The following is a 26,837-nucleotide window of genomic DNA, read 5'->3' as shown; positions in this document are numbered from 1 at the left end:
TACACGACTGTGCACGGCGCCGGACGGTGAACTGCTCTCGGCGCCCGGGCGCGGCCCGGGCCGAGGTCGGACGCTCGCGTCAGACGTTGACGCCGAAGTCCTGCGCGATACCGCGCAGGCCCGAGGCGTAGCCCTGGCCGATGGCACGGAACTTCCACTCCGCGCCGTTGCGGTAGAGCTCGCCGAAGACCATGGCGGTCTCGGTCGAGGCGTCCTCGGAGAGGTCGTAGCGGGCCAGCTCGCTGTTGTCGGCCTGGTTCACGACGCGGATGTACGCGTTGCGGACCTGGCCGAAGCTCTGCTGGCGGGCCTCGGCCTCGTAGATCGAGACGGGGAAGACGATCTTCGCGACATCGGCCGGGACGCCGGCGAGGTTGACCTTGATGGCCTCGTCGTCGCCCTCGCCCTCACCGGTGGTGTTGTCACCGGTGTGCTCGACCGAGCCGTCGGGGCTCTTCAGGTTGTTGAAGAACACGAAGTTGGCGTCGCTGGCGACCTTGCCCTGGTCGTTGGTCAGGATCGCGCTGGCGTCGAGGTCGAAGTCGACCCCGGTGGTGGTGCGAGCGTCCCAGCCCAGACCGACGATGACCGCCGTCAGGTTCGGTGCGGCCTTGGTCAGCGAGACGTTGCCGCCCTTGCTGAGGCTGACTCCCACGGGTCCTCCATTGGTTTCGTGTGGGGCGGAGCCCCGTACGTGCGGTTGCTACCGGATCAACGTTTCGATCCTAGTGACGGGTTCCCGCCCGGAACGGGGTTTTCGTACGGAAACGTGCGGTGGGCGCGTGTCGGGCGGCCCTCAGATGCTGTCGAGCGCCTTGATGTACTCGTTCAGGTCACGCGCGTCGGGCAGCCCGTTGACGACGCTCCAGCGCACGATGCCGTCCTTGTCGATGATGAAGGTGCCGCGGACCGCGCAGCCCTTCTCCTCGTCGAAGACGCCGTAGGCGCGGGAGGTCTCGCCGTGCGGCCAGAAGTCGGAGAGCAGCGGGTACTCCAGCCCCTCCTGCTCCCCGAAGACGCGCAGGGTCGGGACGGAGTCGTTGGAGACCGCCAGCAGCTGCACGTCGTCGTTCTGGAAGCGCGGCAGCTGGTCGCGCAGCTCGCACAGCTCGCCCGTGCAGACGCCGGTGAAGGCGAAGGGGTAGAAGAGCAGGACCACGGCCTTCTCGCCGCGGAAATCGGCGAGCCGCACGGTGGCGCCGTGATTGTCCTTCAGTACGAAGTCCGGGGCCTTGGTGCCGACCTCGATCGCCATCTCTCGTATCCCTTCGTTGAGCCGTTCGGGTGGGCCCAGCCTAGGGGAGGGCCCGGCAGGACCGTATGCGCCGGGCCGTGGACGGCAGAAACCCCGCCGGCTGGGGCCGGCGGGGTTCCTCCACTTGTCTGGGCGCGTGGCTAGCGCTTGGACTTGGCGGCCTTGGGGGTCACCAGCTTGCTGGCGGCCCACTCCTTGCCGACGCTGACGCTCTTGGTCTGCGCCAGGCCCGCCGTCTGGGCGGCCTCGCTGATGTCGCTGGCCTCGACGTAACCGGGACGACCGGTCTTGGGGGTCAGCAGCAGGATCAGTGCGCCGTCCTCCACCAAGTTGATGGAGTCGACCAGCGTGTCCGTCAGATCGCCGTCTTCGTCCCGGAACCAGAGCAGCACCGCATCGGCGACGTCGTCGTACTCCTCGTCAACGAGGTCGCTGCCGATGTGATCCTCTACGGCCTCACGGAATTCCTGATCGACGTCGTCGTCGTAGCCGATCTCCTGGACCACCTGTTCGGACTCGAAACCCAGCCTGGAAACCAGACTGGTCTCCGCGTGGTCCGCGGTCGCGCTCACGGGGTGCCTCCTGCTCATGTATCGGTGAATGTCTTCGGCGGCGCGCGTACGCGCAGCATTGGGCGTAGTCCACACGGACGCGGCGGATCGCGCAAGTACCCGGTGGCCGAGACCGTCGAAACGGTGACGATTGCGGCCGTCTCGCCGCAACTTTAAGCCTGCCCGCGCGAACCCCTCGTGATTCATCCCACACCACGGGGCCGCATTCGGCGCGCGAGAGGACTTTCGCACGCGTGCGGGGACGAACGCGCTTACGAACCCGTTGAACGGGGTGGGCGTAAGGTTGCGATTTGGCCGGACCCGCTCCCCGCTCCTTGAGTGTGGCCTGATATTCCAGCGGTTACCCAGCGGTACAGATGACGATTTCGGCCCGGCGGTAGACGATGGGAGCCGGCGACCCAGGCACGACTCCCCCGACAGCGAAGGAACAGCGTGGCTTCCGCATCCGATCGCAACCCGATCATCATTGGCGGCCTGCCGAGTCAGGTCCCGGACTTCGATCCGGAGGAGACTCAGGAGTGGCTCGACTCCCTCGACTCAGCCGTCGACGAGCGGGGCCGCGAGCGTGCCCGCTACCTGATGCTGCGGCTGATCGAGCGGGCCCGCGAGAAGCGCGTGGCCGTGCCCGAGATGCGCAGCTCGGACTACGTCAACACCATCGCGACCAAGGACGAGCCCTTCTTCCCCGGCAACGAGGAGATCGAGCGCAAGGTCCTGAACGCCACCCGCTGGAACGCGGCCGTGATGGTCTCCCGCGCCCAGCGCCCGGGCATCGGGGTCGGCGGCCACATCGCGACCTTCGCCTCCTCCGCCTCCCTCTACGACGTGGGCTTCAACCACTTCTTCCGGGGCAAGGACGAGGGTGACGGCGGCGACCAGATCTTCTTCCAGGGCCACGCCTCCCCGGGCATCTACGCCCGCGCCTACCTCCTGGACCGGCTCTCCGAGCAGCAGCTCGACGCGTTCCGCCAAGAGAAGTCGAAGGCCCCCCACGGTCTCTCCAGCTACCCGCACCCGCGGCTGATGCCGGACTTCTGGGAGTTCCCGACCGTCTCGATGGGCCTCGGCCCCCTCGGCGCGATCTACCAGGCCCGGATGAACCGGTACATGGAGGCGCGCGGGATCGCGGACACCTCCAAGTCCCACGTTTGGGCGTATCTCGGCGACGGCGAGATGGACGAGCCGGAGTCGCTGGGCCAGCTGTCCATCGCCGCCCGCGAGGGCCTGGACAACCTGACCTTCGTCGTGAACTGCAACCTCCAGCGCCTCGACGGCCCGGTCCGCGGCAACGGCAAGATCATCCAGGAGCTGGAGTCGCAGTTCCGGGGCGCCGGGTGGAACGTCATCAAGCTGATCTGGGACCGCTCCTGGGACCCGCTGCTGGCCCAGGACCGCGACGGCATCCTGGTCAACAAGATGAACTCCACGCCGGACGGGCAGTTCCAGACGTACGCGACCGAGTCCGGCGCCTACGTCCGCGAGCACTTCTTCGGCGGGGACCAGCGGCTGCGCGCGATGGTCGAGAACATGTCCGACCAGCAGATCCAGCACCTGGGCCGCGGCGGCCACGACCACAAGAAGGTCTACGCGGCCTACGCGGCGGCCAAGGCGCACAAGGGCCAGCCGACGGTGATCCTCGCCCAAACGGTCAAGGGCTGGACCCTCGGCCCGAACTTCGAGGGCCGCAACGCGACGCACCAGATGAAGAAGCTGACGGTCGACGACCTCAAGCGCTTCCGCGACCGGCTGCACATCCCGATCACGGACGCCCAGCTGGAGGGCGGCGCCCCGCCGTACTACCACCCGGGCCGCAACTCCCCCGAGATCCAGTACATGCACGACCGCCGCAGCGCGCTCGGCGGCTACGTGCCGACCCGCGTGGTGCGCGCCAAGCCGCTGGAGCTGCCGGGCGACGCGGCGTACGCGGCCGCCAAGAAGGGCTCGGGCCAGCAGTCGATCGCCACCACCATGGCCTTCGTCCGCATCCTGAAGGACCTGATGCGGGACAAGGAGATCGGCCGGCGGTTCGTGCTGATCGCGCCCGACGAGTACCGCACCTTCGGCATGGACGCGTTCTTCCCCAGCGCCAAGATCTACAACCCGCTGGGCCAGCAGTACGAGGCGGTCGACCGCGACCTGCTGCTCGCGTACAAGGAGTCCCCGACCGGCCAGATGCTGCACGACGGCATCTCGGAGGCGGGCTGCACGGCCTCGCTGATCGCCGCGGGTTCGGCGTACGCGACGCACGGCGAGCCGTTGATCCCGGTCTACGTCTTCTACTCGATGTTCGGTTTCCAGCGCACCGGCGACCAGTTCTGGCAGATGGCCGACCAGCTCGCGCGCGGTTTCGTGCTCGGCGCGACGGCCGGCCGGACCACCCTCACGGGTGAGGGCCTCCAGCACGCCGACGGTCACTCCCAGCTGCTGGCCTCGACCAACCCGGGCTGCGTCGCCTACGACCCGGCCTACGGGTACGAGATCGCGCACATCGTCCGGGACGGCCTGCGGCGCATGTACGGGCCCGAGGCCGAGGACGTCTTCTACTACCTGACCGTCTACAACGAGCCGATCCAGCACCCGGCCGAACCGGCGGACGTCGACGTGGACGGCATCCTCAAGGGCATCCACCGGGTCTCCCGGGGCACGGACGGCGCCGTCGCGGCGCAGCTCATGGCCTCGGGCGTGGCGGTGCCGTGGGCGCTGGAGGCGCAGCGGATCCTGGCCGCCGAGTGGAACGTCCGGGCGGACGTCTGGTCGGCGACCTCCTGGAACGAGCTGCGCCGCGACGCGGTCGAGGTGGAGACGCACAACCTGCTCCACCCGGAGGAGGAGCAGCGCGTCCCGTACGTGACGCGCAAGCTGTCCGGCGCCGAGGGGCCGTTCGTGGCGGTCTCGGACTGGATGCGGGCGGTCCCGGACCAGATCGCGCGCTGGGTGCCCGGCGCGTACACCTCGCTGGGCGCGGACGGCTTCGGCTTCGCCGACACGCGCGGCGCGGCCCGGCGCTTCTTCCACATCGACGCCCAGTCGGTGGTCCTGGCGACGCTGACCGAGCTGGCCAAGGCGGGGAAGATCGACCGTTCGGTGCTCAAGCAGGCCATCGACCGGTACCAGCTGCTGGACGTCACGGCGGCCGATCCGGGCGCCGCGGGCGGCGACGCGTAGGCGTCGGGCGCTCTTCTTCCGGCGGGGCGCCGGGGACCTCGGTTCCCGGCGCCCCGCCGTCTTTCCCTACGATGCCGGGCATGAAGGTTCAGTCCGCGCAGTCCCGCTGGGAGCGGCGCACCCAGCTCCCCCTGCTCGTGTGCGCCATGGCCTTCGGCGTCGCGTACGCCGTTCCGATCATCGCTCCGGACGCGGACCGGTCGGTGCACGAGGCGTGCCTGCTGACCGAATGGGTGGTCTGGGGCGTCTTCGCCGGGGACTACGCGGTGCGCCTGGCCCTGGCGGCCGACCGGCGGCTGTTCGTGCGGACGCACTGGCTGGACCTGGCGGCGGTGCTGCTGCCGATGATCCAGCCGCTGCGGCTGCTGCGGCTGGTGTCCACGCTGCTGCTGGTGGGGCGGCGGGCCCGGATGGCTCCGCAGGTCCGGCTGACCACCTATGTCGCGGGGGCGGTGGTGGGGCTGCTGATGTTCGGCTCGCTGGCCGTGCTGAGCGTGGAGCGCGACGCCCCGAAGGGGAACATCAAGAACCTCGGGGACGCGGTGTGGTGGTCCTTCACCACGATGACCACCGTGGGCTACGGCGACCACTCCCCCACCACGGGCCTCGGCCGGCTGGTCGCGGTGGGTCTGATGCTGTCCGGGATCGCGCTGCTGGGTGTGGTGACGGCGAACATCGCGGCCTGGTTCATCTCCCGGTTCGACCGCGACGACCAGGCGGACCGGCTCCAGGCCGCGGCGCTGACGGAACTGGCCGAGGAGGTACGGGCCCTGCGCGCCGAGGTCGCCCGGCTCGGCGGGGCGGGGCCGGGCGCGGGGGCCGGCGTACCGGCGGGCGCGGGGGCCGACGTACCGGCGGCCGCGCCCGCCACTGCGGCTATCGCTCCCACACCTTGAACGCCCTCACCTGGTAGGGGGACTGGGGCAGCCAGGTGCCGTCACCGGGGTAGGTCTGGAACTCCCCGGTCTCGGCGCACTCGGCGGACTGGTAGGTGGTCACCGGCCGGCCGGTGCGGTTGGCGAGGGCCTGCGCGGCCTTGCCCGGCGGCAGGGAGACGCAGTCGTTGGTGGTGATCTCGGTCAGTTCGTGGATCTGCTTCGTGCCCTTGAAGTCGGGCTTCGCCCAGAAGCACAGCTGCCCGGTGGCGCAGGCTCCGAGCGGCGGCGGCCCCGCGGCGTGGACGGCGGAGGCGGCGCCGGGCAGCAGGGTGGTGGCGGCCAGGAACACGGCGGCGAGCACGGTGGAACTCGTACGCATGACGGGTCAACTCCTTGTGGTCACAGGGCACTCGTACGGGTGGCCCGGTGGGCCGGCGGTCCGTTGCGAGTGCCGCTGACACCACGCTGACCTGCGAAGACGGTCGGGCGGAAGACCCGGCGGGGCGGTCCATCCGGATAGGCGACAGCCCCGCCGGACGGGTCCGGCGGGGCTGTGGCGCCCCGGAGTTGACGCCTCCGCGGCGGGGCGGCCGAGGGGGCCTGGGCGGTCGGCACGGGTCAGATGTGGGCCGCGCCCGCGCCCGCGGCGGCGTTCTCCCCGCGCCGGGTGAAGCCCGCGACCACCGCGGCGAGCACGGCGACCACGCCGGCGACGACGAAGGCGGTGCTCATGCCTGACACGAAGGTGTCATGGGCGACGGCGCTGATGGCCTTCGCGAGGGGCGCCGGGGCGCCGTCGGGGACGGGGGCGACGCCGACCGTGGCGGCGCTCGTGGCCAGTTCCGCCTGCTCGGGGGTCATCGGCGGCAGCTGCGCCGCGGTCCAGTTGTCCATGAAGGAGGAGGACACCTTGTTGGCCATGACGGCGCCGAGGACGGCGGTGCCGAGGCTGCCGCCGACCTGCATGGCGGCCTGCTGGAGGCCGCCGGCCACGCCGGAGAGTTCCAGCGGGGCGTTGCCGACGATGACCTCGGTGGCGCCGACCATGACGGGCGCGAGGCCCAGGCCCATGAGGGCGAACCAGACGGACATGGTGAGGGTGCCGGTGTGCGGGGTCAGCTGCGACATCCCGAAGCAGGCGGCGGCGGTGGCGACCATGCCCGCGACGAGCGGGAGGCGCGGGCCGACCTTGGTGATGGCGAGACCCGCGAGCGGCGAGCCGACGATCATCATGCCGGTGAGAGGCAGCAGGTGCAGACCGCTGTCGACGGGGCTCATGCCGTGCACGTTCTGCAGGTAGAAGGTGACGAAGAAGAGGCCGCCCATGAAGGCGAAGGCCATCAGGACCATGAGGACGGTGCCCGCGGACAGCGGCACCGAGCGGAACATCCCGAGCGGAATCAGCGGCTCGGCGACCCGGGTCTCCCAGAAGGCGAAGAGCGCGAAGCAGAGCACGGACCCGGCGAGGAAGAGCAGGGTCTTGCTGTCGCCCCAGCCCCATTCGGAGGCCTTGATCAGCGACCAGATCAGGGAGAACATCGCGGCGGACAGCAGCAGGATGCCCAGGACGTCGAAGGAGCGCGGGGCGTTCTCGGCGCGGTGGTCGAGCAGGATGAACAGGCCGAAGCCGAGCGCGACGATGCCGACGGGCACGTTGATGAAGAAGACGGACTGCCAGTTGACGTGCTCGACGAGCAGACCGCCGACGATGGGTCCGGCGGCGGTCGAGGCGCCGATGACCATGCCCCAGATGCCGATGGCCATGTTCAGCTTCTCGGCGGGGAAGGTGGCCCGCAGCAGGCCGAGGGCGGCGGGCATCAGCAGCGCGCCGAAGACGCCCTGCGCGACGCGGAAGCCGATGACCAGCTCGACGCTGGAGGAGAGGCCGATCGCGGCGGAGGACGCGGCGAAGCCGGCGATGCCTATGAGGAAGGTCTGGCGGTGGCCGAAGCGGTCGCCGAGCTTGCCCGCGGTGATCAGGGAGACCGCGAGGGCCAGCAGATAGCCGTTGGTGATCCACTGCACCTCGGCGAGGGTGGCGTGGAGGTCGTCGGTGATGGCGGGGTTGGCGACCGCGACGATCGTGCCGTCGAGGGTGACCATCATGACGCCGATCGCGACGGCGAAGAGGGTCAGCCAGGGATGCCCGCGCAGCCGGGAGGCCGGTCCCGGCGCGCCGTCCTGGTCGGACAGCTGCTTGTCGAGGCTGATCTGACTAGTCATGCGGACAGGCTAGTGACAGCGACTGACACTTCACAAACGGCTTAACACGACGGCAACTGTCAGGTCGGTCACAGGTAGCCTGACCGCCCACCCCGCCCCCGCAGCCCGAAAGAGGACCCCCTCGGTGATGACCGACCAGCGGCCCGGCGCACCGGCGGCACCGCCCGCGCCGCCCGCGCCCCTGCCGGGGGCCCCCGCCGGGCTGCGCGAACGCAAGAAGCGCCGCACCCGGGACGCCCTGTTGCGCTCCTCCCTCGTGCTCTTCACCACGCACGGGTACGAGGAGACGACCGTCGACGAGATCACCGACGCCGTCGAGGTCTCCCAGCGCACCTTCTTCCGCTACTTCGCCAACAAGGAAGAGGTCGCCTTCGCCGTCCAGGACCTGGTGGAGTCCCACTTCGTGGCCGCGCTGGAGGCCCGCCCGGCCGCCGAGGGTCCGCTGGCGGCCATGCGCAACGCCGTGCTCGGCGCCTGGGACACCATCGAGGAGGCGATCGGCGAGGTGGTCCCGGTCGAGCTGCACATGCGGTCCTACCGGCTGATCGAGTCCACGCCCGCGCTGCTCGCCGTCCACCTGCGCCGCTCCACCGAGCTGGAGGAGCGGATCGCCCGGCTGATCGCGGCGCGCGAAGGGCTCGACGTGGACACCGACCCGCGGCCCCGGATCGCGGTGGCGGCGTTCTCCGGGGTGATGCGGGTGACCGGGCGGCTGTGGGGCCGGGGCGAGGACACCAGCGTGGCCGCGATCCGCCGGATGACCGAGGACTACCTCGACCAGATCGGCCCGTCGCTGGCCGCCGACTGGCACTGACCCGCGACCGCCCTGTTCGTACCGGAACGGAACGGTTCGGCGCCTGTAGGTGACGGCCGCGGGGACGGGCCCGTGACGCCCGTCACCCGGCGTGCCGCGGCCGGAAAAGGTCTCCTACGCTATCCCTCAGTGAACCTGTCCGGCCTGCACGGCCCTGCCTCCCCCGCCACCTCCCCCAGCCCCGGCGCGCTGCACGCCGTGCTCGCGCTCCTGGTGGTCTTCGTCATGCTGGCGACCACCGGCTGGACGGCCGTGCACCGGCCGGAGGAAGCCGTCTCGGCCCGCCGGGCGGCCCTCGCCTCCTGGTCCGCGGCCCGGATCGGCGGCCGCCCCGTCCCGTCCGCCGAAGCCCCCATACGCACCGTTGCGCGCTTCTTCTCCGAACTCGACGGACCCGAACGCGACCGGCTGGCCGACAGCTATCCGCTGGTCGTCGGCAACCTCGACGGGGTACCCGCCCGGACGCGCTTCCGGGCCAACCGCCGCGCCCTGGGCCAGGCGGCCCGCACCGAGGCGGTCCGGGCCCAGGACGTGGCGCTCACCCCGGCCGACCGGGACCAGGCCGGCCGGCGGCTGCACCGGCTGGAGTCCCTGGCCGACCCGGCGCGGCAGATCCTCGTCTTCGACCCGACCGGCGACGGCCTGGTCGCCGAGGTCTTCGGCGACCTGGACCGGGCGCGGCGCGTCTCGGTGATCGTCCCCGGCGTCGACACGGACCTGCTCACCTTCGAGCGGTCGCAGCGCCGCTACAGCGCCCCGGTCGGCATGGCCGAATCCCTCTACGAGGCCGAGCGCGCGGCGGCTCCCGACACCAGGACCGCCGTCATCGCCTGGGCCGGCTACGTCTCCCCCACCGGGCTCGGCGTGGACGCGGCCACCGGGCGGCTGGCCGCGCAGGGCGCCGTACGGCTGGCGGCCCTGGCCTCGGCGCTGCCCGGGGACGCGTCCGTGACGCTGTTCTGCCACAGCTACGGGTCGGTGGTGTGCGGGGTCGCCGCCCACGGCCTGCCGCGCCGGGTGACCGACGTGGTGGTCTCGGGCAGTCCCGGCATGCGCGTGGAGAACGCCGCCCAGCTGAACACCTCGGCCCGGGTGTGGGCGATGCGGGACTCAGGGGACTGGATCGCGGACGTACCGCACCTGGAGCTGGGCGGGCTCGGGCACGGGGCCGATCCGGTGTCCCCGGAGTTCGGGGCGCGCCGTCTCTCGGCGGCCGGGGCGAAGAGCCACACCGGCTACTTCGAGCCGGGGACCGGCTCGCTGGAGAACTTCGCGCGCATCGCAACCGGTGCCTACGCTTCCGCTGTCTGCGCGGACGGGGACGACTCCTGCCGACGGGGAATTTCCGGCCCGGAAGAGGACTGACGCACGGAGAGGGCCGGAAAACGACCCTCGCGGTCAGGGGACGCGCAGGCCTGCCGCCCTTTACGATGAGCCGCATGGGTGACGTACTGGCCGGAAACCATGCCGTCTGGGAGTTCGACTCGGACTCGGTGCTCATCCGCTTCGAACGGGGGATGTCCGCACTGCGCATGCCGCGCCTTTGGCATGCGCTGGGGCAGAGACGCATTCCCCACGAGGCGTTGTCCGAGGTGAGCGTGACCGTGACCGCGGGGAAGCGGGAGACGGTGGTGCTGCGTGCCGTGCCGCGGCCCGGGGCCGATCCGCTGATGGAGGCCGCCGCGGGACAGCTGAAGGACATCTGCGATCCGTACCGGCTGGTGCTGCCGGCCGACCGGGCGCCGCTGGCCCTCGCGCTGGCCGACGCGCTGCGCGCCCGGCTCGGGCCGGACCCGGCCGAACCGGCTCCGCGCTTCCTGGTCGAGGCGCCGAAGCCGCCGCTGCACCTCAAGGCGTACGACGGCCGGGCGACCCTCGACGAGAGCGGGGTGGGCCTGCGCTGGTCGCGCACCGGGGCCTCCAGCGCCAAGTGGAAGGCCGGCGACCGGCATTACCCGCTGGCGGAGCTGACCGGGGTCGAATGGCATTCCCCCGAGCGGCCCGGCGGCCACCTGCGGCTCCGCTCGCGCGACGACGGCGAGGAGGTCCCGGCTCCGGAGCACGATCCGGCGGCGGTGGTGTTCGCCACGGGGTACGGCGGGGTGCACGAGTCCCTGCCCTTCGCCGCCGCGGTGCTGGCGGCGGTACGGGGGCGGACTCCGGTGGCCGTGGGGGCGATGGCCGGCGGGGCGGGCGGGGCGCGTGAGCCCGACCGGATGCGGCACCTGGGGGAGCTGCACGGGGCCGGGCTGCTGACCGATGCGGAGTACGCGGCGCTGCGGGATCGTTTCGCCGCCGGGTCGTAGCGGGGCCCCGGCCACCGGGGGCCGTGCCGGACCGCTGCGCGGGGCCCCCGCGCCTGCGGCGCGCACGTCCTCAAAACGCCGGACGGGCTGAAGATGCCCCCGGCCCGGGAGCCGAATGGCGCCCGGGTCGGGGGGTGTCCTCAAACGCCGGACGGGCGGGAGATGCCCCCGGGGCTGGGTGGTGTCACGGCCGGGGGCCGGTGTCAGGCCTCGCGGGCCTTCGACGTGGAGCTCATGTCCGGGTAGCGGTCGCCCGCGACGTGGGCGGCGATCGGGTCCAGGAGGGCGAGGTCGGCCGGGGTCAGGGTGATGCGGGTCGCCGCCGCGTTCTCCGCGAGGCGGCTGCGCTTGCGGGTGCCCGGGATCGGGACGACCGCGAGGCCGTGGACCGCCGAGCGCTGCTGGACCCAGGCCAGCGCGATCTGCGCCGGGGTGGCCCCGTGCGCCGCCGCGACCGCGCGCACCGGCTCCAGCAGCGCGGCGTTGGCCTTCGCGTTGGCGCCGTTGAACCGCGGCTGGTGGCGCCGGAAGTCGCCCTCCGACAGCTCCGCGCCCGCGTCCGCGAACGCCCCGGTCAGGAAGCCGCGCCCGAGCGGGGAGTACGGCACGAAGGCCACGCCCAGCTCAGCCGCCGCGCCCACCGCGCTCTGCTCCACGTCCCGGCTGAACAGGGACCACTCCGACTGGAGCGCGGCGATCGGGTGCACCGCGTACGCCTCGCGCAGCTCGGCGCCCGTGACCTCGCTCAGGCCCAGGTGGCGGACCTTGCCCTCGGCGACCAGTTCCGCCATCGCGCCGACGGACTCCGCGAACGGCACCTGCGGGTCGCGCCGGTGCATGTAGTAGAGGTCGATGACGTCCACCCCGAGCCGCCGCAGGCTGGCCTCGACGGCCTGGCGGACGTACGGCGCGTCGTTGCGCACGCCCCGGTACTGCGGGTCGTCGGTGCGCTCGAAGGCGAACTTCGTGGCCAGCGTGACCTCGTCCCGGTGCGCCGCGAGGAACGGCGCGAGGAACTCCTCGTTGCGCCCCCGCCCGTACGCGTCGGCCGTGTCGAAGAGGGTGACCCCGGCCTCCAGGGCCGCGTCCAGGGTGTCGCGGGCCGCCGCCTCGTCCGTGTCGCCGTAGAACTCGCTGATGCCCATGCAGCCGAGGCCCTGTATGCCGACCAGCGGGCCGCCCTTGCCCAGCTCGACCTGGTCGATCCTGTCCGTGATGGTGTGCGTCATGAGTGTGCCTTCCCCTGTTCCCCGTGCGTGGCCGCGGTGTCCGCGCCGTCCGCGCCGCGCGCGGTCCGCTTCGTCTCCGCGTAAAAACCGATCTTGAAGTCCAGTACCGCCAGCGCGTCCGTCAGTTCGTCGATCCGTGCCCGGACCTCGCGCCGCGTGCGTTCCAGCAGCTCCCGCCGCTCCTCGACGGTGTGCCGGCCCTCGCGCACCAGCTCCGCGTACCGGACCATGTCCGCCACCGACATCCCGGTGGCGCGCAGCTTGCCCACGAAGGCCAGCCAGTCGAGGTCCTTGTCGCTGAAGCGGCGCTGGCCCGAGTGCGAGCGGTCCACGTGCGGCATCAGGCCGATCCGTTCGTACCAGCGCAAGGTGTGCTGGGTCAGACCGGTCCGGGCCTCGACCTCGCTGATCGTGTACCGCGTCTGCGTCAGGCTCATGCCCCCACGCTAAAACCCTTGAGTGCACTCCAAGCAAGTAGGCTCGACCGCATGGAGAGCACGGAGATCATGGAGAGCCTGCGGATCATCGACACCTGGCCGGTACCGACCGCCGCGGCGGCCGTCGTACGCGCCGACGGGACCCTCGCGGGAACCCACGGCCCGGTCGGCCACCGCTTCCCGCTGGCCTCCGTCACCAAGCCCCTCGCCGCGTACGCCGCGCTCGTCGCGTACGAGGAGGGGGCGATCGAGCTGGACGAGCCGGCCGGACCCGAGGGTTCCACCGTGCGCCACCTGCTCGCGCACACCAGCGGACTCGCCTTCGACGAGCACCGCGCGATGGCCCCGCCCGGGGAGCGGCGCCTGTACTCCAACGCCGGTTTCGAGGTGCTCGGCGACCACATCACCAAGGCCACCGGCATCGCCTTCGCCGAGTACCTGCACCAGGCGGTGCTGGAGCCGCTCGGCATGGACGCGACCACCCTGGACGGCTCCCCCGCCAAGGACGGCGTCTCCACGGTCGCCGACCTCTCCCGCTTCGCCGCCGAGCTGATGGCCCCCCGGCTGCTGGACGTCCGCACGGTCGCCGAGGCCACCTCGGTGGCACACCCCGGCCTCAAGGGCGTACTGCCCGGTTACGGTCACCAGTCCCCCAACGACTGGGGCCTGGGCCTGGAGATCCGCGACGGGAAGTCCCCGCACTGGACGGGCGCCACCTCCTCCCCGCGCACCTTCGGGCACTTCGGGCAGGCCGGCACCTTCCTGTGGGTGGACCCGGACGCGCGCGCGGCCTGCGTGGCGCTGACCGACCGGCCCTTCGGGCCGTGGGCGGTGCAGGCGTGGCCGCCCTTCACCGACGGCGTCCTCGCCGCGCTGGCCGGCGGGAAGTGACCGGCAGCGGCCGGAAGCAGCGAGAAACGAAAGCGCGTTCGACCGTGGTGCCGGGCGGGTGACACCGGCGGGGGCTATGCACCCATCCGACCCGATTGCCGGGGCGCACGTCCCGGTCCGGGCCCCCTCACCTCGGTAGATTCCGGTTCCCATCACCGTTGATCATCGGGGAGAACCGGGTGCGCACCCGCAGCATCGTGGTGTCGGCCGCCACCGCCGCCCTCACCACCGGCATCGTCGCCCTGCTCGCCGTCCGGGGGGCGCCGGGCGCGGCGCTGCGCACCCAACCCCTGCGGGTGAACGGTTCCGGTGCCTCCTTCGAGGAGGCGGACACCGCCGGGTTCAGCATGCTCGCCGTCTCCTGGGACGAGCCGGACCGGTCCCTCGACGGGGTGATCCGGGTCCGCACCAGATCCGCGGGGACCGGAGTCTGGTCGCCCTGGACGGTCCTGGGCACGGAGCGGGGCGAGGGCGCGCGCGGGGTCTCCGAGCCGCTGTGGGCCGGGCCCTCCGACGGGGTCGAGGTCCGGGTCGCGGGGCGCGGCGGGCCGCTGCCCGCCGGGCTGCGGCTGGAGCTGGTCGACCCCGGCGCGGACCCGCCGGAGGGGGCGGACCCGGCGGCGGCCGGCGCCGTACCGGCCGCCTACGCGGCGGCCCCCGTCGCCCGCCGCGAGCACGCCGACCGGCCCGAGGTCGTCTCCCGCTCCGCGTGGGGCGCGCGGGAGCAGCCGGGAAACGACCCGGTGTACGGCAAGGACGTCAAGGCCGTCTTCGTGCACCACACCGCGCAGACCAACGCCTACGACTGCACCGACTCGGCGGCCCTGATGCGCGGCCTGCAGACGCTGCACGTGCGCACCAACGGCTGGAAGGACCTCGGCTACAACTTCGTCGTCGACAAGTGTGGCACCGTCTTCGAGGGCCGCCGCGGCGGCGCCGACCGGCCGGTCACCGGCGCCCACACCCTCGGCTTCAACACGGACACGATGGGCGTCGCGGTCATCGGCGAGTACTCCTCCCAGGAGCCCTCCGACGCCGCGATGAGCGCGGTGGCGCGGCTCGCGGCCTGGAAGCTGGGCCGGTACGGGTACGACCCCCGGGGCAGCGTCACCCTGACCTCCGGCCTCGACAACGGGAAGTTCCGCTCCGGGCACCGGGCACGCTTCGAGCGGATCTCCGGGCACCGCGACGCGTTCTCCACGGAGTGCCCGGGCACCGCCCTCTACCGCCGGCTGCCGGAGATCCGCGACCGGGCCGCCGATCCGGGCGGCGGCCCGCTCGACGGGCTGGTCGGCTCCCTCGCCGGCCGCCACGGCTGAGCGGGGCCCCTCAGCGGGATCCGCCCCGCACGCGCTACGGCAGCTCCCACAGGAGCAGTTCCCCCGGGGAGCCGGCGACGATCTCCAGGCCGTGCGCGCCGCTGATCCGCACCGAGTCCCCCGGACCCAGCTCGACCCCGGGCGCGTCCCCGGGCGCCTCCTCCGGCCCGTCCGCCCCGGCCGCCCCGTCGAGCCGCAGGTCCCCGCGCACGACGTGCAGGTACACGCGCGGCGCGGCCGGTACGGGGACCCGCTCGCCCGCGCCGGGCCTGCGCACCCGCAGCACCGCACCGGCCGCGGGGACCTCGTAGGGCGCGTCGTCCGCCACCGCCCGCACGACCTCGTAGGAGGCCTCCGCCGTGGCGGCGGGATGGTCCGACCCGTCGAGTGCGTGCCGCGGGGCCAGCCACATCTGGACGAAACGGAGCGGGACCGGCCCGTCGTTGCGCTCGACGTGACGGACGCCGTCGCCCGCGCTGAGCCGCTGGACGTCCCCGGGCCGCACGACGGTGGAGCGGCCGGTGCTGTCGCGGTGGGTCAGCTCGCCCTCGGTCACCCAGGTGACGATCTCGGTGTGCCGGTGCGCGTGCTCCTCGAAGCCCGCTCCGGGGGCGAGGGATTCCTCGTTGCAGGCCCGGACGGGGCCGAACCCGACGTTGTCCGGATCGTAGGAACTCCCGAAGGAGAAGGCGTGCCGGGTGCTGATCCCGGCCGCTCCGTCCCCGCCCGGGTACCGGTCCGTGGCACGACGTACTTCCATCATGCAGGCCACCGTAGCCGCCCGGCCGGGCACCGCCGGCGGACCTGGCCGCCGACCCGGGACGCCGCGCCGGGGTCGGCATAGGGCAGTCTTGTCACGTGCCCCCACCCGAACGTGAGCAGCTCCCCGCGCATCCTCCGCACCCCGCCCACCAGGTCCACCCGGCCCATCCGCATGCCGCGACCCTGCGCCGGCTGGAGAAGTCCTCCGGACGTCTCGCCGCCAACGCGATCGCCCGCATGGACGAGACGCTGTCCTGGTACCGGGCGATGCCCCCGGAGAACCGCTCCTGGATCGGCCTGGTCGCGCAGGCGGGCATCGCCGCCTTCACCGAGTGGTTCCGCCACCCGGAGACCCCGCAGGCGATCTCCACGGACGTCTTCGGGACGGCTCCGCGCGAGCTGACCCGGGCGATCACCCTGCGCCAGACCGTCGAGATGGTGCGTACGACGATCGAGGTGATGGAGACGGCCATCGAGGAGGTGGCCGCTCCCGGCGACGAGTCGATCCTGCGCGAGGCGCTGCTCGTCTACGCGCGGGAGATCGCGTTCGCGACCGCCCAGGTGTACGCGCAGGCCGCGGAGGCGCGCGGCGCGTGGGACGCCCGGCTGGAGTCCCTCGTGGTCAACGCGGTGCTGTCCGGCGAGGCGGACGAGGGCGCGCTGTCCCGGGCCGCGGCGCTCGGCTGGAGCTCCCCCGACCACGTGTGCGTGGTTCTGGGCACCGCCCCCGACGGCGACAGCGAGCTGACGGTCGAGGCGATCCGGCGGGCCGCCCGGCACCACAAGCTCCAGGTGCTCACCGGGGTGCTCGGTGACCGGCTCGTCGTGATCGCGGGCGGCAGCGACAACCCGATGCAGGTCGCGAAGTCCCTGATCGGGCCGTTCGCGGCGGGCCCGGTGGTGGCCGGTCCGGTGGTCTCGGACCTGCTGAACGCGACGAAGTCGGCGCAGGCGGCGGCGGCCGGGCTGAAAGCGTGCACGGCGTGGCAGGACGCGCCGCGGCCGGTCCTCGCGGATGATCTCCTCCCGGAGCGCGCGATCGCCTCCGACCCCTCCGCGCGCGAGCAGTTGGTGGAGGAGATCTACAGACCGCTCGAGGAGGCCGGTTCGGCTCTGCTGGAGACGCTGAGCGTCTACCTGGAGCAGGCGAGCAGTCTCGAAGGCGCGGCCCGGATGCTGTTCGTGCACCCGAATACGGTGCGGTACCGGCTGCGACGTGTGACCGACGTCACCGGTTGGTTGCCCTCGGACGTGCGCTCCGCGTTCACGCTGCGCATCGCCCTGATCCTGGGGCGTCTGGCCGAGGGCGAACAGCCGTCCTAGACTTTTGTCGGACATCAACAATTACCCCGACGGTTCTTCGTCCCTGTCCCCACGGGCGGCGCAGGCCCGAATCAAGAGAGAGTGTGAGGGTGCTCGTACTCGTCGCTCCCGGCCAAGGCGCTCAGACGCCCGGCTTCCTGACTTCCTGGCTCGACCTCCCCGGCGCCGCTGACCGCGTCGCCGCCTGGTCGGACGCCATCGAGCTCGACCTTGCCCACTACGGCACCAAGGCCGACGCGGACGAGATCCGCGACACCGCCGTGGCCCAGCCGCTGCTGGTGGCGGCGGGTCTGCTGTCGGCCACCGCGCTGGGTTCCCCGGCCGCGTTCGGTGCGGTCGCCGGTCACAGCGTCGGCGAGATCACCGCCGCCGCGTTCGCCGGCGTGCTGAGCGAGGCCGAGGCGCTGTCCTTCGTCCGCACCCGCGGGCTGGGCATGGCGGAGGCCGCCGCGGTCACCGAGACCGGCATGGCCGCCGTGCTCGGCGGCGACCCGGACGTGGTCGTCGCGCACCTGGCCTCGCTGGGCCTGACCCCGGCCAACATCAACGGGGCGGGCCAGATCGTGGCCGCGGGCACCATGGAGCAGATCGACGCCCTGGTGGCCGACAAGCCCGAAGGCACCATGAAGGTCGTCGCCCTCAAGGTCGCGGGCGCCTTCCACACGCACCACATGGCTCCCGCGGTCGTCACCCTGGAGAAGGCCGCGCAGGCCCTCACCCCGGCCGACCCGGCGCTGACGTACGTGTCCAACAAGGACGGACAGATCGTCACCACGGGCGCCGACGTCGTCGCCCGCCTGGTCGGACAGGTCGCCAACCCGGTCCGCTGGGACCTGTGCATGGAGACGTTCGCCGGCCTCGGCGTCACCGGGATCATCGAGCTGTGCCCGGGCGGCACCCTGACGGGGCTGGCCAAGCGCGCCCTCAAGGGCGTACCGACCGTGGCACTGAAGACGCCCGACGATCTCGAAAAGGCCGCCGCGCTCATCGCTGAGCACGCGGCCTGAGAGAAGGAGCCCACACAGCATGTCGAAGATCAAACCTGCACAGGGTTCCCCGTACGCGCGCATCCTCGGTGTCGGCGGCTACCGCCCGACCCGGGTCGTCTCCAACGAGGTGATCCTGGAGACGATCGACTCGTCCGACGAGTGGATCCGCTCGCGCTCCGGCATCGCGACCCGGCACTGGGCCTCGCCGCAGGAGACCGTCGCCGCCATGTCGGTGGAGGCCTCGGGCAAGGCGCTGGCCGACGCCGGCGTCTCGCCGGAGCAGATCGGCGCCGTGATCGTCTCGACGGTTTCGCACTTCAAGCAGACTCCGGCCGTGGCGACCGAGATCGCGCACCGGATCGGCGCGGGCAAGCCCGCCGCGTTCGACATCTCCGCGGGCTGCGCCGGCTTCGGCTACGGCCTGACCCTGGCCAAGGGCCTGGTCGTCGAGGGCTCGGCGCAGTACGTCCTGGTCATCGGTGTCGAGCGGCTCTCCGATCTGACCGACCTGGAGGACCGCGCGACGGCCTTCCTGTTCGGTGACGGAGCGGGCGCCGTGGTCATCGGCCCCTCCGACGAGCCGGCCATCGGCCCCACCGTGTGGGGTTCGGAGGGCGACAAGTCCGACACGATCAAGCAGACCGTGCCGTGGGACGAGTGGCTCGGCAAGGACGGCGGAGAGAAGTTCCCGGCCATTACGCAGGAGGGTCAGGCGGTCTTCCGCTGGGCCGTCTTCGAGATGGCCAAGGTGGCCCAGCAGGCGCTCGACGCGGCCGGGATCACCGCGGAGGACCTGGACGTCTTCATCCCGCACCAGGCGAACATGCGGATCATCGACTCGATGGTGAAGACTCTGAAGCTGCCGGAACACGTCACGGTCGCCCGTGACATCGAGACCACCGGCAACACCTCGGCCGCCTCGATCCCGCTCGCGATGGAGCGGCTCCTGGCGACCGGGGCGGCGAAGAGCGGCGACACCGCGCTCGTCATCGGCTTCGGGGCGGGACTCGTCTACGCAGCAACGGTCGTTACCCTCCCCTAGGGCGCGGGATCGTTCCCGTCCCTCACCACCAGAGTTAGCTACCCAAGAAGGAGCGCCACATGGCCGCCACGCAGGAAGAAATCCTCGAAGGTCTCGCGGAGATCGTCAACGAGATCGCCGGGATCCCGCAGGAGGACGTTCAGCTCGACAAGTCCTTCACCGACGACCTGGACGTCGACTCCCTGTCCATGGTCGAGGTCGTCGTCGCCGCCGAAGAGCGCTTCGAGGTCAAGATCCCGGACGAGGACGTCAAGAACCTCAAGACGGTCGGCGACGCCGCCGACTACATCCTGAAGCACCAGGCCTGAGCCTGACGAGCGTTTGTCGCCACCTGGCGGTGGCGCCGTGACAATTCAGCACCCTCTTACACGTGGAGAAAGAATTCCTGTGAGCCCGACCAATCGCACCGTGGTCGTCACCGGTATCGGCGCAACCACTCCGCTGGGTGGCGACAGCGCTTCGACCTGGGAAGGTCTGCTTGCCGGTCGTTCCGGGGTCAAGCCCCTGGAAGGCGACCGTTTCGCCGAACTCCCGGTCCGCATCGCCGCCACCGCCGCCGTGGACCCGAGCGAGGTCCTGCCCCGCCCGCTCGCCCGCAAGCTGGACCGCTCGGCGCAGTTCGCGCTGATCGCCGGCCGTGAGGCCTGGGCCGACGCGGGCTACACCGGCCCCGCCGGCGAGGACCCCTCCGTCGCCCCCGAGCGCCTCGGCACGGTGATCGCCTCCGGCATCGGCGGCGTCACCACCCTGCTCGACCAGTACGACGTGCTCAAGGAGAAGGGCGTGCGCCGGGTCTCCCCGCACACCGTTCCCATGCTCATGCCGAACGGCCCGGCGGCCAACGTCGGCCTGGAGGTCAACGCCCAGGCGGGTGTGCACACCCCGGTCAGCGCGTGCGCGTCCGGCGCCGAGGCCATCGGCTACGCCGTCGAGATGATCCGTACCGGCCGCGCCGACGTGGTCATCGCGGGCGGCACCGAGGCGGCGATCCACCCGCTGCCGATCGCCGCGTTCGCCAACATGATGGCGATGTCCAAGAACAACGAGAACCCCACGACGGCCTCCCGCCCCTACGACAAGGCCCGCGACGGCTTCGTCCTCGGCGAGGGCGCGGGCGTGGTGGTCCTGGAGTCCGCCGAGCACGCCGCCGCGCGCGGTGCCCGGGTGTACTGCGAGGTGCTGGGCCAGGGTCTGTCCGCGGACAGCCACCACATCGCGCAGCCGGAGCCCACCGGCCGCGGTGTCGCGGCCGCGCTGCGCAACCTGCTGGACAACACCGGCCTGGACCCGGCCGAGCTGGTCCACCTGAACGCGCACGCCACGTCCACCCCGCAGGGTGACACGGCCGAGCTGAAGGCCCTGCGCAAGGTGCTGGGCGACGACCTCGACCACATCGCCATCTCGGCGACCAAGTCGATGACGGGCCACCTGCTGGGCGGCGCGGGCGGGGTCGAGACCGTCGCGACGGTCCTGGCGCTGTACCACCGCATCGCCCCGCCGACGATCAACGTCGACGAGCTGGACGACGACATCACGGCGGACATCGTCCGCGGCGAGCCGCGCAAGCTGCCGGTCGAGGGCCCGATCTCCGCGATCAACAACTCGTTCGGCTTCGGCGGTCACAACGTCTCGCTGGCCTTCCGTTCCGTTTAGTGCCTCACGCCGCAGAAGGCCCACCCGGAGTTCCGGGTGGGCCTTCTGCGTGGGCGGGGCTCAGACGACCTGGTGGAGCCAGCGCACCGGGGCGCCCTCCCCCGCGTAGCGGAAGGGTTCCAGTTCGTCGTCCCAGGGCTTTCCGAGCAGCTTGGCGATCTCCGCCTCCAGGTCGCTCTCGCCGAGGACCGACCGGGCGAGGGCGGCGCGCAGCCGGTCCTCCGGGATGAGGATGTCGCCGTGCATGCCGGTGACGGCATGGAAGATGCCGAGTTCGGGCGTGGAGCTGTAGCGCTCCCCCTCGGCGGTGGCACAGGGCTCGGCCGTCACCTCGAAGCGCAGCAGGTGCCAGCCGCGCAGCGCGGACGCGAGCTTGGCGGCCGTGCCCGGTTCGGCCTGCCAGGAGAACTCGGCTCTCCAGGTGCCCGGCGAGGCGGGCTGCCTGATCCAGTCGAGGTTCACCCGTACTCCGAGTACGCCCGCGACCGCCCATTCCACGTGCGGGCAGAGCGCGCGCGGTGCGGAATGCACGTACAGAACTCCACGTGTCGTCACCGGGACCTCCAGTGTGGGACGAGGTCGGGAATAAACTTCAGAAAACGGACAGTATGTGACGTGATGTAATTTAGCGGAAATGATCTGACATTGTGCCCAGGGACGTGCGGCCGAAACGCCACGGGAAAAAGCTACCGTGCGCCGGGGGTCGCAGGGTGACGTACGGTCGCTCAGAACCCGCTGCACACACAGCTTTCACTCAGCAGGGCGGCCTCCGGGGACGCCGGACGACGAGGGAGGGACCTCACCCATGCGGACCACCACCTCCGCGCACCGACGCGGGCGGAATTCCGCTCTGCGCGCGGGCGCGGCGGCCGTCGTGCTGGCCCTGGCCGGTACGGGCTGCCAGGGCGGCGGTTCGACGGGCGGCGAGCGCGGGGCGCCGGCCGCGCCGCGCTGGAACACCGCTCCCGCCTCGGTCGCGGCCGTCGGGGACTCCATCACCCGCGGGTTCGACGCCTGTTCGGTGCTGGCGGACTGCCCCGAGGTCTCCTGGGCCACCGGGAACGACCCGGAGGTGCGTTCGCTGGCGACCCGGCTGCTGGGCGAGGCGCTGGCCCCGCAGCGCAGCTGGAACTACGCGGTGACCGGCGCCCGGATGGCGGACCTGGGCGCGCAGCTGACGGCGGCCGCCGCGCAGCGCCCCGACCTGGTCACGGTGATGGTGGGCTCGAACGACGCCTGCCGCCCCACCACTTCGTCGATGACCTCGGTCGACGATTTCCGGGAGGGCTTCGAGAAGGCCCTGGCGGGGCTGCGCGAGGCCGCGCCCAGGACCCAGGTGTACGTGTCGAGCGTGCCGGACCTCCAGCGCCTGTGGGAGCAGGGCAAGGGCAGCGCGATGGGCCGGCAGATCTGGAAGCTCGGCATCTGCCAGTCGATGCTGGCGGACGCCGAGTCCGTGACGGCCGGGGCGACGGCGCGGCGCGAGAAGGTGCGGGCGCGCGTGGTGGAGTACAACGAGGTGCTGCGGCAGGTCTGCGCGAAGGACGAGCTGTGCCGCTACGACGGCGGCGCGGTGTTCCAGTACCCCTTCACGACGGCGCAGTTGAGCCGCTGGGACTGGTTCCACCCGGGCAGGGACGGGCAGGCCCGGCTGGCGGAGCTGGCGCACCGGCAGGTGACCTCGCCGCGTCCTCCCCTCTGAGCGCTGCGGCCACCGCGGGGCCGGGCGCCGATGGCGCCGCGGAGGGACCGGGGGCGGGTGTCAGGGCCCGCCCCCGGTCCGGTTCAGGGGTGATTTCCGGCCAGTCGCCGCCGGGCGGCTTCCGGAGCGTGCCTCAGGGGCGGATCTCCAGGGTGGCGGTGAGCCGGGTCGCCGCGTGCGAGCGGCTCGCGCGCACCTCGTACGCCCCGCCCACGCGCCGCCAGGCGCCGGCCTCCTCGTCCCAGATCTCGAAGGCCCGCGGGGGCAGCGCGATCTCGGCCTCCACGCTCTCGCCGGGTCCCGCCTCCAGGCTCGCGAAGCCCGCCAGCCAGCTCGCCGGGCGCTCCACCGGGTCGGCCACGGGGGCCAGGTAGACCTGGACGACCTCGCGGCCGGGGCGGGAGCCGGTGTTGCGGACCCGGACGCGGGCCACCTCGGCGGTGACCTCCAGGGACTCGTAGCTCCAGTCGGTGTAGCCGAGGCCGTGCCCGAAGCAGTACGCGGGGCTCACCCCGGCCTTCTCGTAGGCCCGGTAGCCGATGTGGAGGCCCTCGCGGTACTCCAGCCGCCCGTCGGCCGGGGTCACGTCGGTGACCGGCGCGTCGGCGAACGCGGCGGGCCAGGTGGTGGGCAGCCGACCGCCGGGCTCCCGTTCGCCGAGGAGCACCTCGGCCAGCGCGGCGCCGCCCTCCTGGCCGGGGAACCAGGTCAGCAGGACCGCCGCGACCTCGTCCCGCCAGGGCAGTTCGACCGGGGAGCCGGTGTTGACGACGACCACGGTGTTCGGGTTGACGGCGGCGACGGCGCGCACGAGGTCGTTCTGCCGCCCGGGCAGTTCCAGGTCCTTGCGGTCGAAGCCCTCGGACTCGACGCGCTCGGTGGTGGCGACGACCACGACGGCGGTGTCCGCGGCCCGCGCCGCGGCCACGGCTTCGGCGATCAGCTCGTCGGCGTCGCGCCGCGGCGCGAGGTGGAGCAGCGAGAACATGATCGCCTTGAGCGGCAGCGCGCTGGTGTCGGGGACCTGGTAGGTCAGCGACACCTCGACGGGCTCGCCCGCCGTCAGCACGGCGCGGGCCCGCTCGCTGGGCGCGCCGAAGAAGGCCTCGAAGGGGTCGGCCTCGTCGCCCATGTGCTGGACGCCCTCCCAGACCGTCTCGCCGCCGACCGCGAGGGTGAAGGCACCCAGCCCCCGGGTGCCGAAGGCGTGCTCGCCGCTCTCGCGGGGGACGAAGGTGCCGGTGACCTCGATGGAGGCCATCGTCGCGTAGGTCGCCCCGGCGGGGAGGTCGTCGCCGATCCACTGGACCTGGCCCGTCGGCAGGCTGCCCTCGCCGAGGACCGCCCCGCCGGCGTCGCGGCAGACGGCGCGCAGCTCGAAGCCGGTCTCGGCGGGGGCCAGTTCGTCGCTGGGGTCCGCGCCCACGTGGAAGGTCAGCGCCCCGGGCGGGAGGGCGGCGGTGAGGCCGTCGAGCGGGGAGACGACCCGCTCGGGGAAGACGGTCGCGCTGCCGCCGCCGAGGACCCGGGCGTCGCGGGCGGCGGCGCCGCAGAGGGCGACGGTGGCGCCGCGGCGGGCGTCGAGCGGCAGCGCGGCGTTCTCGTTGCGGACGAGGACGAAGCCGCGGGCGGCCAGCTCGCGGGCCAGCGCCTGGCCGTCGACGGCGGCCGGGACCTCACCGACGGCCGGCGGGGCGCCTTCGAGCAGTCCGACGCGGGCGGCCAGGCGCAGGACGTTGCGCACGGCGTCGTCGACCGCGGCTTCGGGGACCTCCCCGGCGCGTACGGCGTCGGCGAGCGGGGGCCCGTAGACGGTCTGCGGTCCGGGCATGGCCACATCCAGGCCGCCGAGGATGTCCCCGGTGGTGGAGCGGGCGGCCATCCAGTCGGAGACGTTGTAGCCGTCGAAGCCCCACTCCCCGCGCAGGACCTCCTTCACCAGGTGGCGGTGCTCGGTCATGGTCGTGCCGTTGACCTGGTTGTACGCCGTCATGATGCCCCAGGGGCGGGCGTTCTTGACGATGGTCTCGAAGGGCGCCAGGTACAGCTCGCGCAGCGGGCGCGGGGCGATGACGTTGTCGACGGTGAAGCGGTCGGTCTCGGCGTCGTTGCCCACGAAGTGCTTGACGGTGACGGCGACCCCGCCGTCCTGGACGCCCCGGACGTAGCCGGTGCCGATGGCGCCGGTGAGGTACGGGTCCTCGGAGTAGCACTCGAAGTGGCGGCCGCCCAGCGGGGAGCGGTGCAGGTTCACGGTGGGCGCGAGCAGGACGTGGACGCCCTTGCGGCGGGCCTCCTGGGCGAGCAGCCGGCCGGCCCGGCGGGCGAGGGCCGGGTCCCAGGAGGCGGCGAGCGCGGTCGGCGAGGGGAGCGCGATCGACGGGTCGTCGGCGGTCCAGCGGACGCCGCGGACGCCGATCGGGCCGTCGGACATGACCACGGAGCCCAGACCGATCCCGGGGAGGGCGGGCAGCGTCCACATGTCCTGGCCGGCGAGCAGCCGGGCCTTGGTGTCGAGGTCGAGCTTGCCGAGCGCGGCTTCCACCACGTCGTCGCGCGTCCGGTCGGCCTGGGCGTCCCGGGACTGCTCGGACTTCTGGGGCTGCTGGGAATGCTGGGGCTGGGGGCTGAGGGCGTCGCCTGCCACGGCCTGCCTCCTCGTCGGGTGGTGCGGGGTGCGGGTGCCCCCATCGTGGACCCGTTCCCTGGTGAGCGGTAGGGTTCGTGATGTTTTCGTTACTTCGAGGGAATGGCGTACGGTCCTGCTGGCGCAACGGACACGGAGGAAGGCGGCCGGATGGTCAGGGCCAGGAGCGAGGAGCGGCGCGGGGACATCCTGCGCGCCGCGGTCGAGGTGATCGCGGAACGGGGCTACCGGGGCGCGTCCCTGGGCTCGGTCGCTGAACGCGTGGGCCTGACCCAGCAGGGCCTGCTGCACTACTTCCCGACCAAGGAGTCCCTACTGGTCGCCGTGCTGGAGGAACGCGACCGCTGGGACACCGGCGGCGGTTCCCGCGCCTCGGCCGAGCACTGGCGGCTGGACCTGCTGGCCTCGCTGGTGGAGTACAACGCGATGCGCCCCGGGATCGTGCAGACCTTCTCGGCGCTGCTGGGCGAGAGCGTCACCGACGGGCATCCGGCCCGGGAGTTCTTCACCGAGCGCTACGCGCAGGTACGGGCCGAGATGGCGGCGGCGCTGCGCGCCGAGTTCGGCGCGCGCCTGCCGTCGGGGCTGACCCCCGAGGAGGCGGCCCCGCTGCTCACCGCGGTGATGGACGGGCTCCAGTACCAGTGGCTGCTGGCCCCGGACGCGGTGGACATGCCCGCCGCCTTCCGCTCCTTCCTGACGCTGCTGCGGGGGCCCGGCGCGGCGGAGTGAGGCTCAGGGGGCGGGCGCGGGAGGTCCGATCAGCCGTCGGTCCCGCCGGTGGGGCGGCCGTAACCCGCGGGCGGCGGTCCGAAGCCCTGCGTGGGCGCGGGCCACGCAGCGTCGTCGCCCCCGGGAGAGGGAGCGGGAGCGGGCTCCGGGTCCGCGGTGAGGTCCCGGACCATCAGGGTCGCTCCGGCGACCGCGCCGGGCATCAGGAACACCGCCACCAGCGGCACCAGGAAGGACAGCACCAGCGGCACGCCGAAGCCGAGCGCCAGCATCCGCCGCGAGCGCAGCAGGGCGAGCTGTCCGGGCAGCTCCACGCGGCGGCGCATCAGGGCCACGCCGGTCAGCTCCAGGGTGAGGAAGTAGCCGGAGACGCAGAACCCGACGGCGGGGACGACGGTCTGACCGACGACCGGGATGAAGCCGCAGGCGAAGAGCAGGATGCCGTAGAGCAGCACCCGGCCGAGCACCCGCACGCTGTCGCGGGCCGAGATCCACAGCTCCCGCCACAGGGTGAGGCCGGAGTCGGGCAGCTCGCCGCCCTCGCTGCGGTCGACCTGCTCGGAGAGCGACTCGTAGAACGGCTGGCCGATCAGCAGGGTCACCGCGGTGAAGGTGATCACCGCGAGGAACAGGCCGAGGCCGAAGAGCAGGAAGGTCAGGAAGCCGCGGAAGGCGGCCAGCCACGGGGAGGACCAGTCGTCGGCGAAGGGTGTCAGCCAGCCGACGAGGTCGTCGGCGCCGTAGCCGAGCCCGGTCAGCGCGGCGGCGTACAGGACCAGGGACAGCAGTCCCGGCAGCAGGCCGAGGCCGAGCCAGCGTCCGTGCGCCAGTACCCAGCGCTGCCCGGCCAGCAGATAGCGGAATCCCCCCGCGAGATCACTCATCGGGCCAGCTTACG

At 72.5% G+C, this 26,837-nt stretch carries 25 protein-coding genes; 14 read left to right on the top strand and 11 right to left on the bottom strand.

Annotated features, from left to right (window positions below; genetic code table 11):
* Positions 1-79: 79 nt before the first annotated feature.
* From AC0693_RS07660 to AC0693_RS07650, 3 genes are all read right to left on the bottom strand, one after another.
* Positions 80-655: a TerD family protein gene (locus AC0693_RS07660; RefSeq protein WP_356410209.1), complete on the bottom strand. Its 576-nt coding sequence runs from the start codon at positions 653-655 to the stop codon at positions 80-82.
* Positions 656-796: 141 nt separating this feature from the next.
* Positions 797-1,255 carry a peroxiredoxin gene (locus AC0693_RS07655; RefSeq protein WP_356410206.1) on the bottom strand — a complete coding sequence of 153 codons (459 nt, stop codon included), beginning with the start codon at positions 1,253-1,255 and terminating at the stop codon, positions 797-799.
* Positions 1,256-1,395: 140 nt separating this feature from the next.
* Entirely contained in the window at positions 1,396-1,827 is a 432-nt protein-coding gene (locus AC0693_RS07650) for a DUF3052 domain-containing protein (RefSeq protein WP_356410295.1), read from the bottom strand.
* Positions 1,828-2,259: 432 nt separating this feature from the next.
* Between AC0693_RS07650 and aceE the strand changes: the two genes are divergently transcribed.
* The gene (aceE, locus tag AC0693_RS07645; protein WP_356410203.1) at positions 2,260-4,992 is read left to right on the top strand and encodes a pyruvate dehydrogenase (acetyl-transferring), homodimeric type; all 2,733 of its coding nucleotides are present in this window, start codon (positions 2,260-2,262) and stop codon (positions 4,990-4,992) included.
* A gap of 80 nt (positions 4,993-5,072) precedes the next feature.
* Positions 5,073-5,888, top strand: a complete 816-nt coding sequence (locus AC0693_RS07640; RefSeq protein ID WP_356410200.1) for a potassium channel family protein — start codon at positions 5,073-5,075, stop codon at positions 5,886-5,888.
* On the opposite strand, the gene AC0693_RS07635 is transcribed toward AC0693_RS07640, so the two are convergent.
* Both AC0693_RS07635 and AC0693_RS07630 read right to left on the bottom strand, forming a co-directional pair.
* Positions 5,869-6,249, bottom strand: a complete 381-nt coding sequence (locus AC0693_RS07635; RefSeq protein WP_478801216.1) for a peptidase inhibitor family I36 protein — start codon at positions 6,247-6,249, stop codon at positions 5,869-5,871. The genes AC0693_RS07640 and AC0693_RS07635 overlap by 20 nt on opposite strands.
* A gap of 239 nt (positions 6,250-6,488) precedes the next feature.
* Positions 6,489-8,093: an MFS transporter gene (locus AC0693_RS07630; protein WP_478741208.1), complete on the bottom strand. Its 1,605-nt coding sequence runs from the start codon at positions 8,091-8,093 to the stop codon at positions 6,489-6,491.
* 127 nt (positions 8,094-8,220) lie between these two features.
* On the opposite strand from AC0693_RS07630, the gene AC0693_RS07625 reads away from it, so the two are divergent.
* From AC0693_RS07625 to AC0693_RS07615, 3 genes are all read left to right on the top strand, one after another.
* On the top strand, positions 8,221-8,907 hold the full coding sequence (locus AC0693_RS07625) for a TetR family transcriptional regulator (protein WP_478801215.1): 687 nt from the start codon (positions 8,221-8,223) through the stop codon (positions 8,905-8,907).
* A 225-nt stretch (positions 8,908-9,132) separates the two neighbouring features.
* A complete protein-coding gene (locus AC0693_RS07620) occupies positions 9,133-10,272 on the top strand; it encodes an alpha/beta hydrolase (RefSeq protein WP_469319475.1) in 1,140 nt (379 codons plus the stop codon).
* 74 nt (positions 10,273-10,346) lie between these two features.
* Positions 10,347-11,213: a DUF4429 domain-containing protein gene (locus tag AC0693_RS07615; protein WP_469319460.1), complete on the top strand. Its 867-nt coding sequence runs from the start codon at positions 10,347-10,349 to the stop codon at positions 11,211-11,213.
* Positions 11,214-11,416: 203 nt separating this feature from the next.
* On the opposite strand, the gene AC0693_RS07610 is transcribed toward AC0693_RS07615, so the two are convergent.
* A complete protein-coding gene (locus AC0693_RS07610; RefSeq protein ID WP_356410185.1) occupies positions 11,417-12,442 on the bottom strand; it encodes an aldo/keto reductase in 1,026 nt (341 codons plus the stop codon).
* Complete coding sequence (locus AC0693_RS07605) at positions 12,439-12,879, bottom strand: MerR family transcriptional regulator (RefSeq protein WP_469319458.1); 441 nt, start codon at positions 12,877-12,879, stop codon at positions 12,439-12,441. Before AC0693_RS07605 ends, AC0693_RS07610 begins: the two co-directional genes overlap by 4 nt.
* A 69-nt stretch (positions 12,880-12,948) precedes the next feature.
* On the opposite strand from AC0693_RS07605, the gene AC0693_RS07600 reads away from it, so the two are divergent.
* Entirely contained in the window at positions 12,949-13,770 is an 822-nt protein-coding gene (locus AC0693_RS07600; protein WP_478801361.1) for a serine hydrolase domain-containing protein, read from the top strand.
* Positions 13,771-13,949: 179 nt separating this feature from the next.
* Positions 13,950-15,089: a peptidoglycan recognition protein family protein gene (locus tag AC0693_RS07595; protein ID WP_478801214.1), complete on the top strand. Its 1,140-nt coding sequence runs from the start codon at positions 13,950-13,952 to the stop codon at positions 15,087-15,089.
* Positions 15,090-15,123: 34 nt separating this feature from the next.
* Here AC0693_RS07595 and AC0693_RS07590 read toward each other — a convergent pair whose 3' ends face one another.
* The gene (locus AC0693_RS07590; protein ID WP_478801213.1) at positions 15,124-15,852 is read right to left on the bottom strand and encodes a pirin family protein; all 729 of its coding nucleotides are present in this window, start codon (positions 15,850-15,852) and stop codon (positions 15,124-15,126) included.
* A 95-nt stretch (positions 15,853-15,947) separates the two neighbouring features.
* Here AC0693_RS07590 and AC0693_RS07585 point away from each other — a divergent pair, with 95 nt between their 5' ends.
* The 5 genes from AC0693_RS07585 to fabF all read left to right on the top strand — a co-directional run bounded on the left by AC0693_RS07585 (position 15,948) and on the right by fabF (position 20,858).
* The gene (locus tag AC0693_RS07585) at positions 15,948-17,174 is read left to right on the top strand and encodes a PucR family transcriptional regulator (RefSeq protein WP_478801212.1); all 1,227 of its coding nucleotides are present in this window, start codon (positions 15,948-15,950) and stop codon (positions 17,172-17,174) included.
* An 89-nt stretch (positions 17,175-17,263) separates the two neighbouring features.
* Positions 17,264-18,181, top strand: coding sequence for an ACP S-malonyltransferase (locus AC0693_RS07580; RefSeq protein ID WP_356410174.1), 918 nt, complete (start codon positions 17,264-17,266; stop codon positions 18,179-18,181).
* Between the two features lie 19 nt (positions 18,182-18,200).
* A complete protein-coding gene (locus AC0693_RS07575; RefSeq protein ID WP_356410171.1) occupies positions 18,201-19,205 on the top strand; it encodes a ketoacyl-ACP synthase III in 1,005 nt (334 codons plus the stop codon).
* Positions 19,206-19,264: 59 nt separating this feature from the next.
* A complete protein-coding gene (locus AC0693_RS07570; RefSeq protein WP_150519766.1) occupies positions 19,265-19,513 on the top strand; it encodes an acyl carrier protein in 249 nt (82 codons plus the stop codon).
* Between the two features lie 79 nt (positions 19,514-19,592).
* The gene (fabF, locus tag AC0693_RS07565) at positions 19,593-20,858 is read left to right on the top strand and encodes a beta-ketoacyl-ACP synthase II (RefSeq protein ID WP_356410168.1); all 1,266 of its coding nucleotides are present in this window, start codon (positions 19,593-19,595) and stop codon (positions 20,856-20,858) included.
* Between the two features lie 60 nt (positions 20,859-20,918).
* On the opposite strand, the gene AC0693_RS07560 is transcribed toward fabF, so the two are convergent.
* On the bottom strand, positions 20,919-21,413 hold the full coding sequence (locus AC0693_RS07560; protein WP_356410165.1) for a DUF3145 domain-containing protein: 495 nt from the start codon (positions 21,411-21,413) through the stop codon (positions 20,919-20,921).
* 250 nt (positions 21,414-21,663) lie between these two features.
* On the opposite strand from AC0693_RS07560, the gene AC0693_RS07555 reads away from it, so the two are divergent.
* Positions 21,664-22,560 carry an SGNH/GDSL hydrolase family protein gene (locus AC0693_RS07555; protein WP_356410162.1) on the top strand — a complete coding sequence of 299 codons (897 nt, stop codon included), beginning with the start codon at positions 21,664-21,666 and terminating at the stop codon, positions 22,558-22,560.
* A gap of 133 nt (positions 22,561-22,693) precedes the next feature.
* Here the strand turns inward: AC0693_RS07555 and AC0693_RS07550 are convergent, their stop codons facing one another.
* The gene (locus AC0693_RS07550; protein WP_478801360.1) at positions 22,694-25,108 is read right to left on the bottom strand and encodes a beta-glucosidase; all 2,415 of its coding nucleotides are present in this window, start codon (positions 25,106-25,108) and stop codon (positions 22,694-22,696) included.
* 249 nt (positions 25,109-25,357) lie between these two features.
* Between AC0693_RS07550 and AC0693_RS07545 the strand changes: the two genes are divergently transcribed.
* On the top strand, positions 25,358-25,939 hold the full coding sequence (locus AC0693_RS07545; protein WP_468463343.1) for a TetR/AcrR family transcriptional regulator: 582 nt from the start codon (positions 25,358-25,360) through the stop codon (positions 25,937-25,939).
* A gap of 29 nt (positions 25,940-25,968) precedes the next feature.
* Here AC0693_RS07545 and AC0693_RS07540 read toward each other — a convergent pair whose 3' ends face one another.
* Positions 25,969-26,823 carry an EI24 domain-containing protein gene (locus tag AC0693_RS07540; RefSeq protein WP_469319453.1) on the bottom strand — a complete coding sequence of 285 codons (855 nt, stop codon included), beginning with the start codon at positions 26,821-26,823 and terminating at the stop codon, positions 25,969-25,971.
* Positions 26,824-26,837: the final 14 nt, after the last annotated feature.

Source organism: Streptomyces sp. NPDC043876 (genome assembly GCF_056435825.1).
The sequence above is the reverse complement of the archived record's forward strand: the minus strand, read 5'-3'. Positions and strand labels throughout refer to the sequence as shown.

What these genes read in the sequence shown, in the direction of transcription:
- AC0693_RS07655 (WP_356410206.1), bottom strand. Translation starts at nt 1,255, where the DNA reads ATGGCGATCGAGGTCGGCACCAAGGCCCCGGACTTCGTACTGAAGGAC.
- AC0693_RS07640 (WP_356410200.1), top strand. Translation starts at nt 5,073, where the DNA reads ATGAAGGTTCAGTCCGCGCAGTCCCGCTGGGAGCGGCGCACCCAGCTC.
- AC0693_RS07635 (WP_478801216.1), bottom strand. Translation starts at nt 6,249, where the DNA reads ATGCGTACGAGTTCCACCGTGCTCGCCGCCGTGTTCCTGGCCGCCACC.
- AC0693_RS07630 (WP_478741208.1), bottom strand. Translation starts at nt 8,093, where the DNA reads ATGACTAGTCAGATCAGCCTCGACAAGCAGCTGTCCGACCAGGACGGC.
- AC0693_RS07625 (WP_478801215.1), top strand. Translation starts at nt 8,221, where the DNA reads ATGACCGACCAGCGGCCCGGCGCACCGGCGGCACCGCCCGCGCCGCCC.
- AC0693_RS07620 (WP_469319475.1), top strand. Translation starts at nt 9,133, where the DNA reads ATGCTGGCGACCACCGGCTGGACGGCCGTGCACCGGCCGGAGGAAGCC.
- AC0693_RS07615 (WP_469319460.1), top strand. Translation starts at nt 10,347, where the DNA reads ATGGGTGACGTACTGGCCGGAAACCATGCCGTCTGGGAGTTCGACTCG.
- AC0693_RS07610 (WP_356410185.1), bottom strand. Translation starts at nt 12,442, where the DNA reads ATGACGCACACCATCACGGACAGGATCGACCAGGTCGAGCTGGGCAAG.
- AC0693_RS07605 (WP_469319458.1), bottom strand. Translation starts at nt 12,879, where the DNA reads ATGAGCCTGACGCAGACGCGGTACACGATCAGCGAGGTCGAGGCCCGG.
- AC0693_RS07600 (WP_478801361.1), top strand. Translation starts at nt 12,949, where the DNA reads ATGGAGAGCCTGCGGATCATCGACACCTGGCCGGTACCGACCGCCGCG.
- AC0693_RS07590 (WP_478801213.1), bottom strand. Translation starts at nt 15,852, where the DNA reads ATGATGGAAGTACGTCGTGCCACGGACCGGTACCCGGGCGGGGACGGA.
- AC0693_RS07575 (WP_356410171.1), top strand. Translation starts at nt 18,201, where the DNA reads ATGTCGAAGATCAAACCTGCACAGGGTTCCCCGTACGCGCGCATCCTC.
- AC0693_RS07570 (WP_150519766.1), top strand. Translation starts at nt 19,265, where the DNA reads ATGGCCGCCACGCAGGAAGAAATCCTCGAAGGTCTCGCGGAGATCGTC.
- AC0693_RS07555 (WP_356410162.1), top strand. Translation starts at nt 21,664, where the DNA reads ATGCGGACCACCACCTCCGCGCACCGACGCGGGCGGAATTCCGCTCTG.
- AC0693_RS07545 (WP_468463343.1), top strand. Translation starts at nt 25,358, where the DNA reads ATGGTCAGGGCCAGGAGCGAGGAGCGGCGCGGGGACATCCTGCGCGCC.
- AC0693_RS07540 (WP_469319453.1), bottom strand. Translation starts at nt 26,823, where the DNA reads ATGAGTGATCTCGCGGGGGGATTCCGCTATCTGCTGGCCGGGCAGCGC.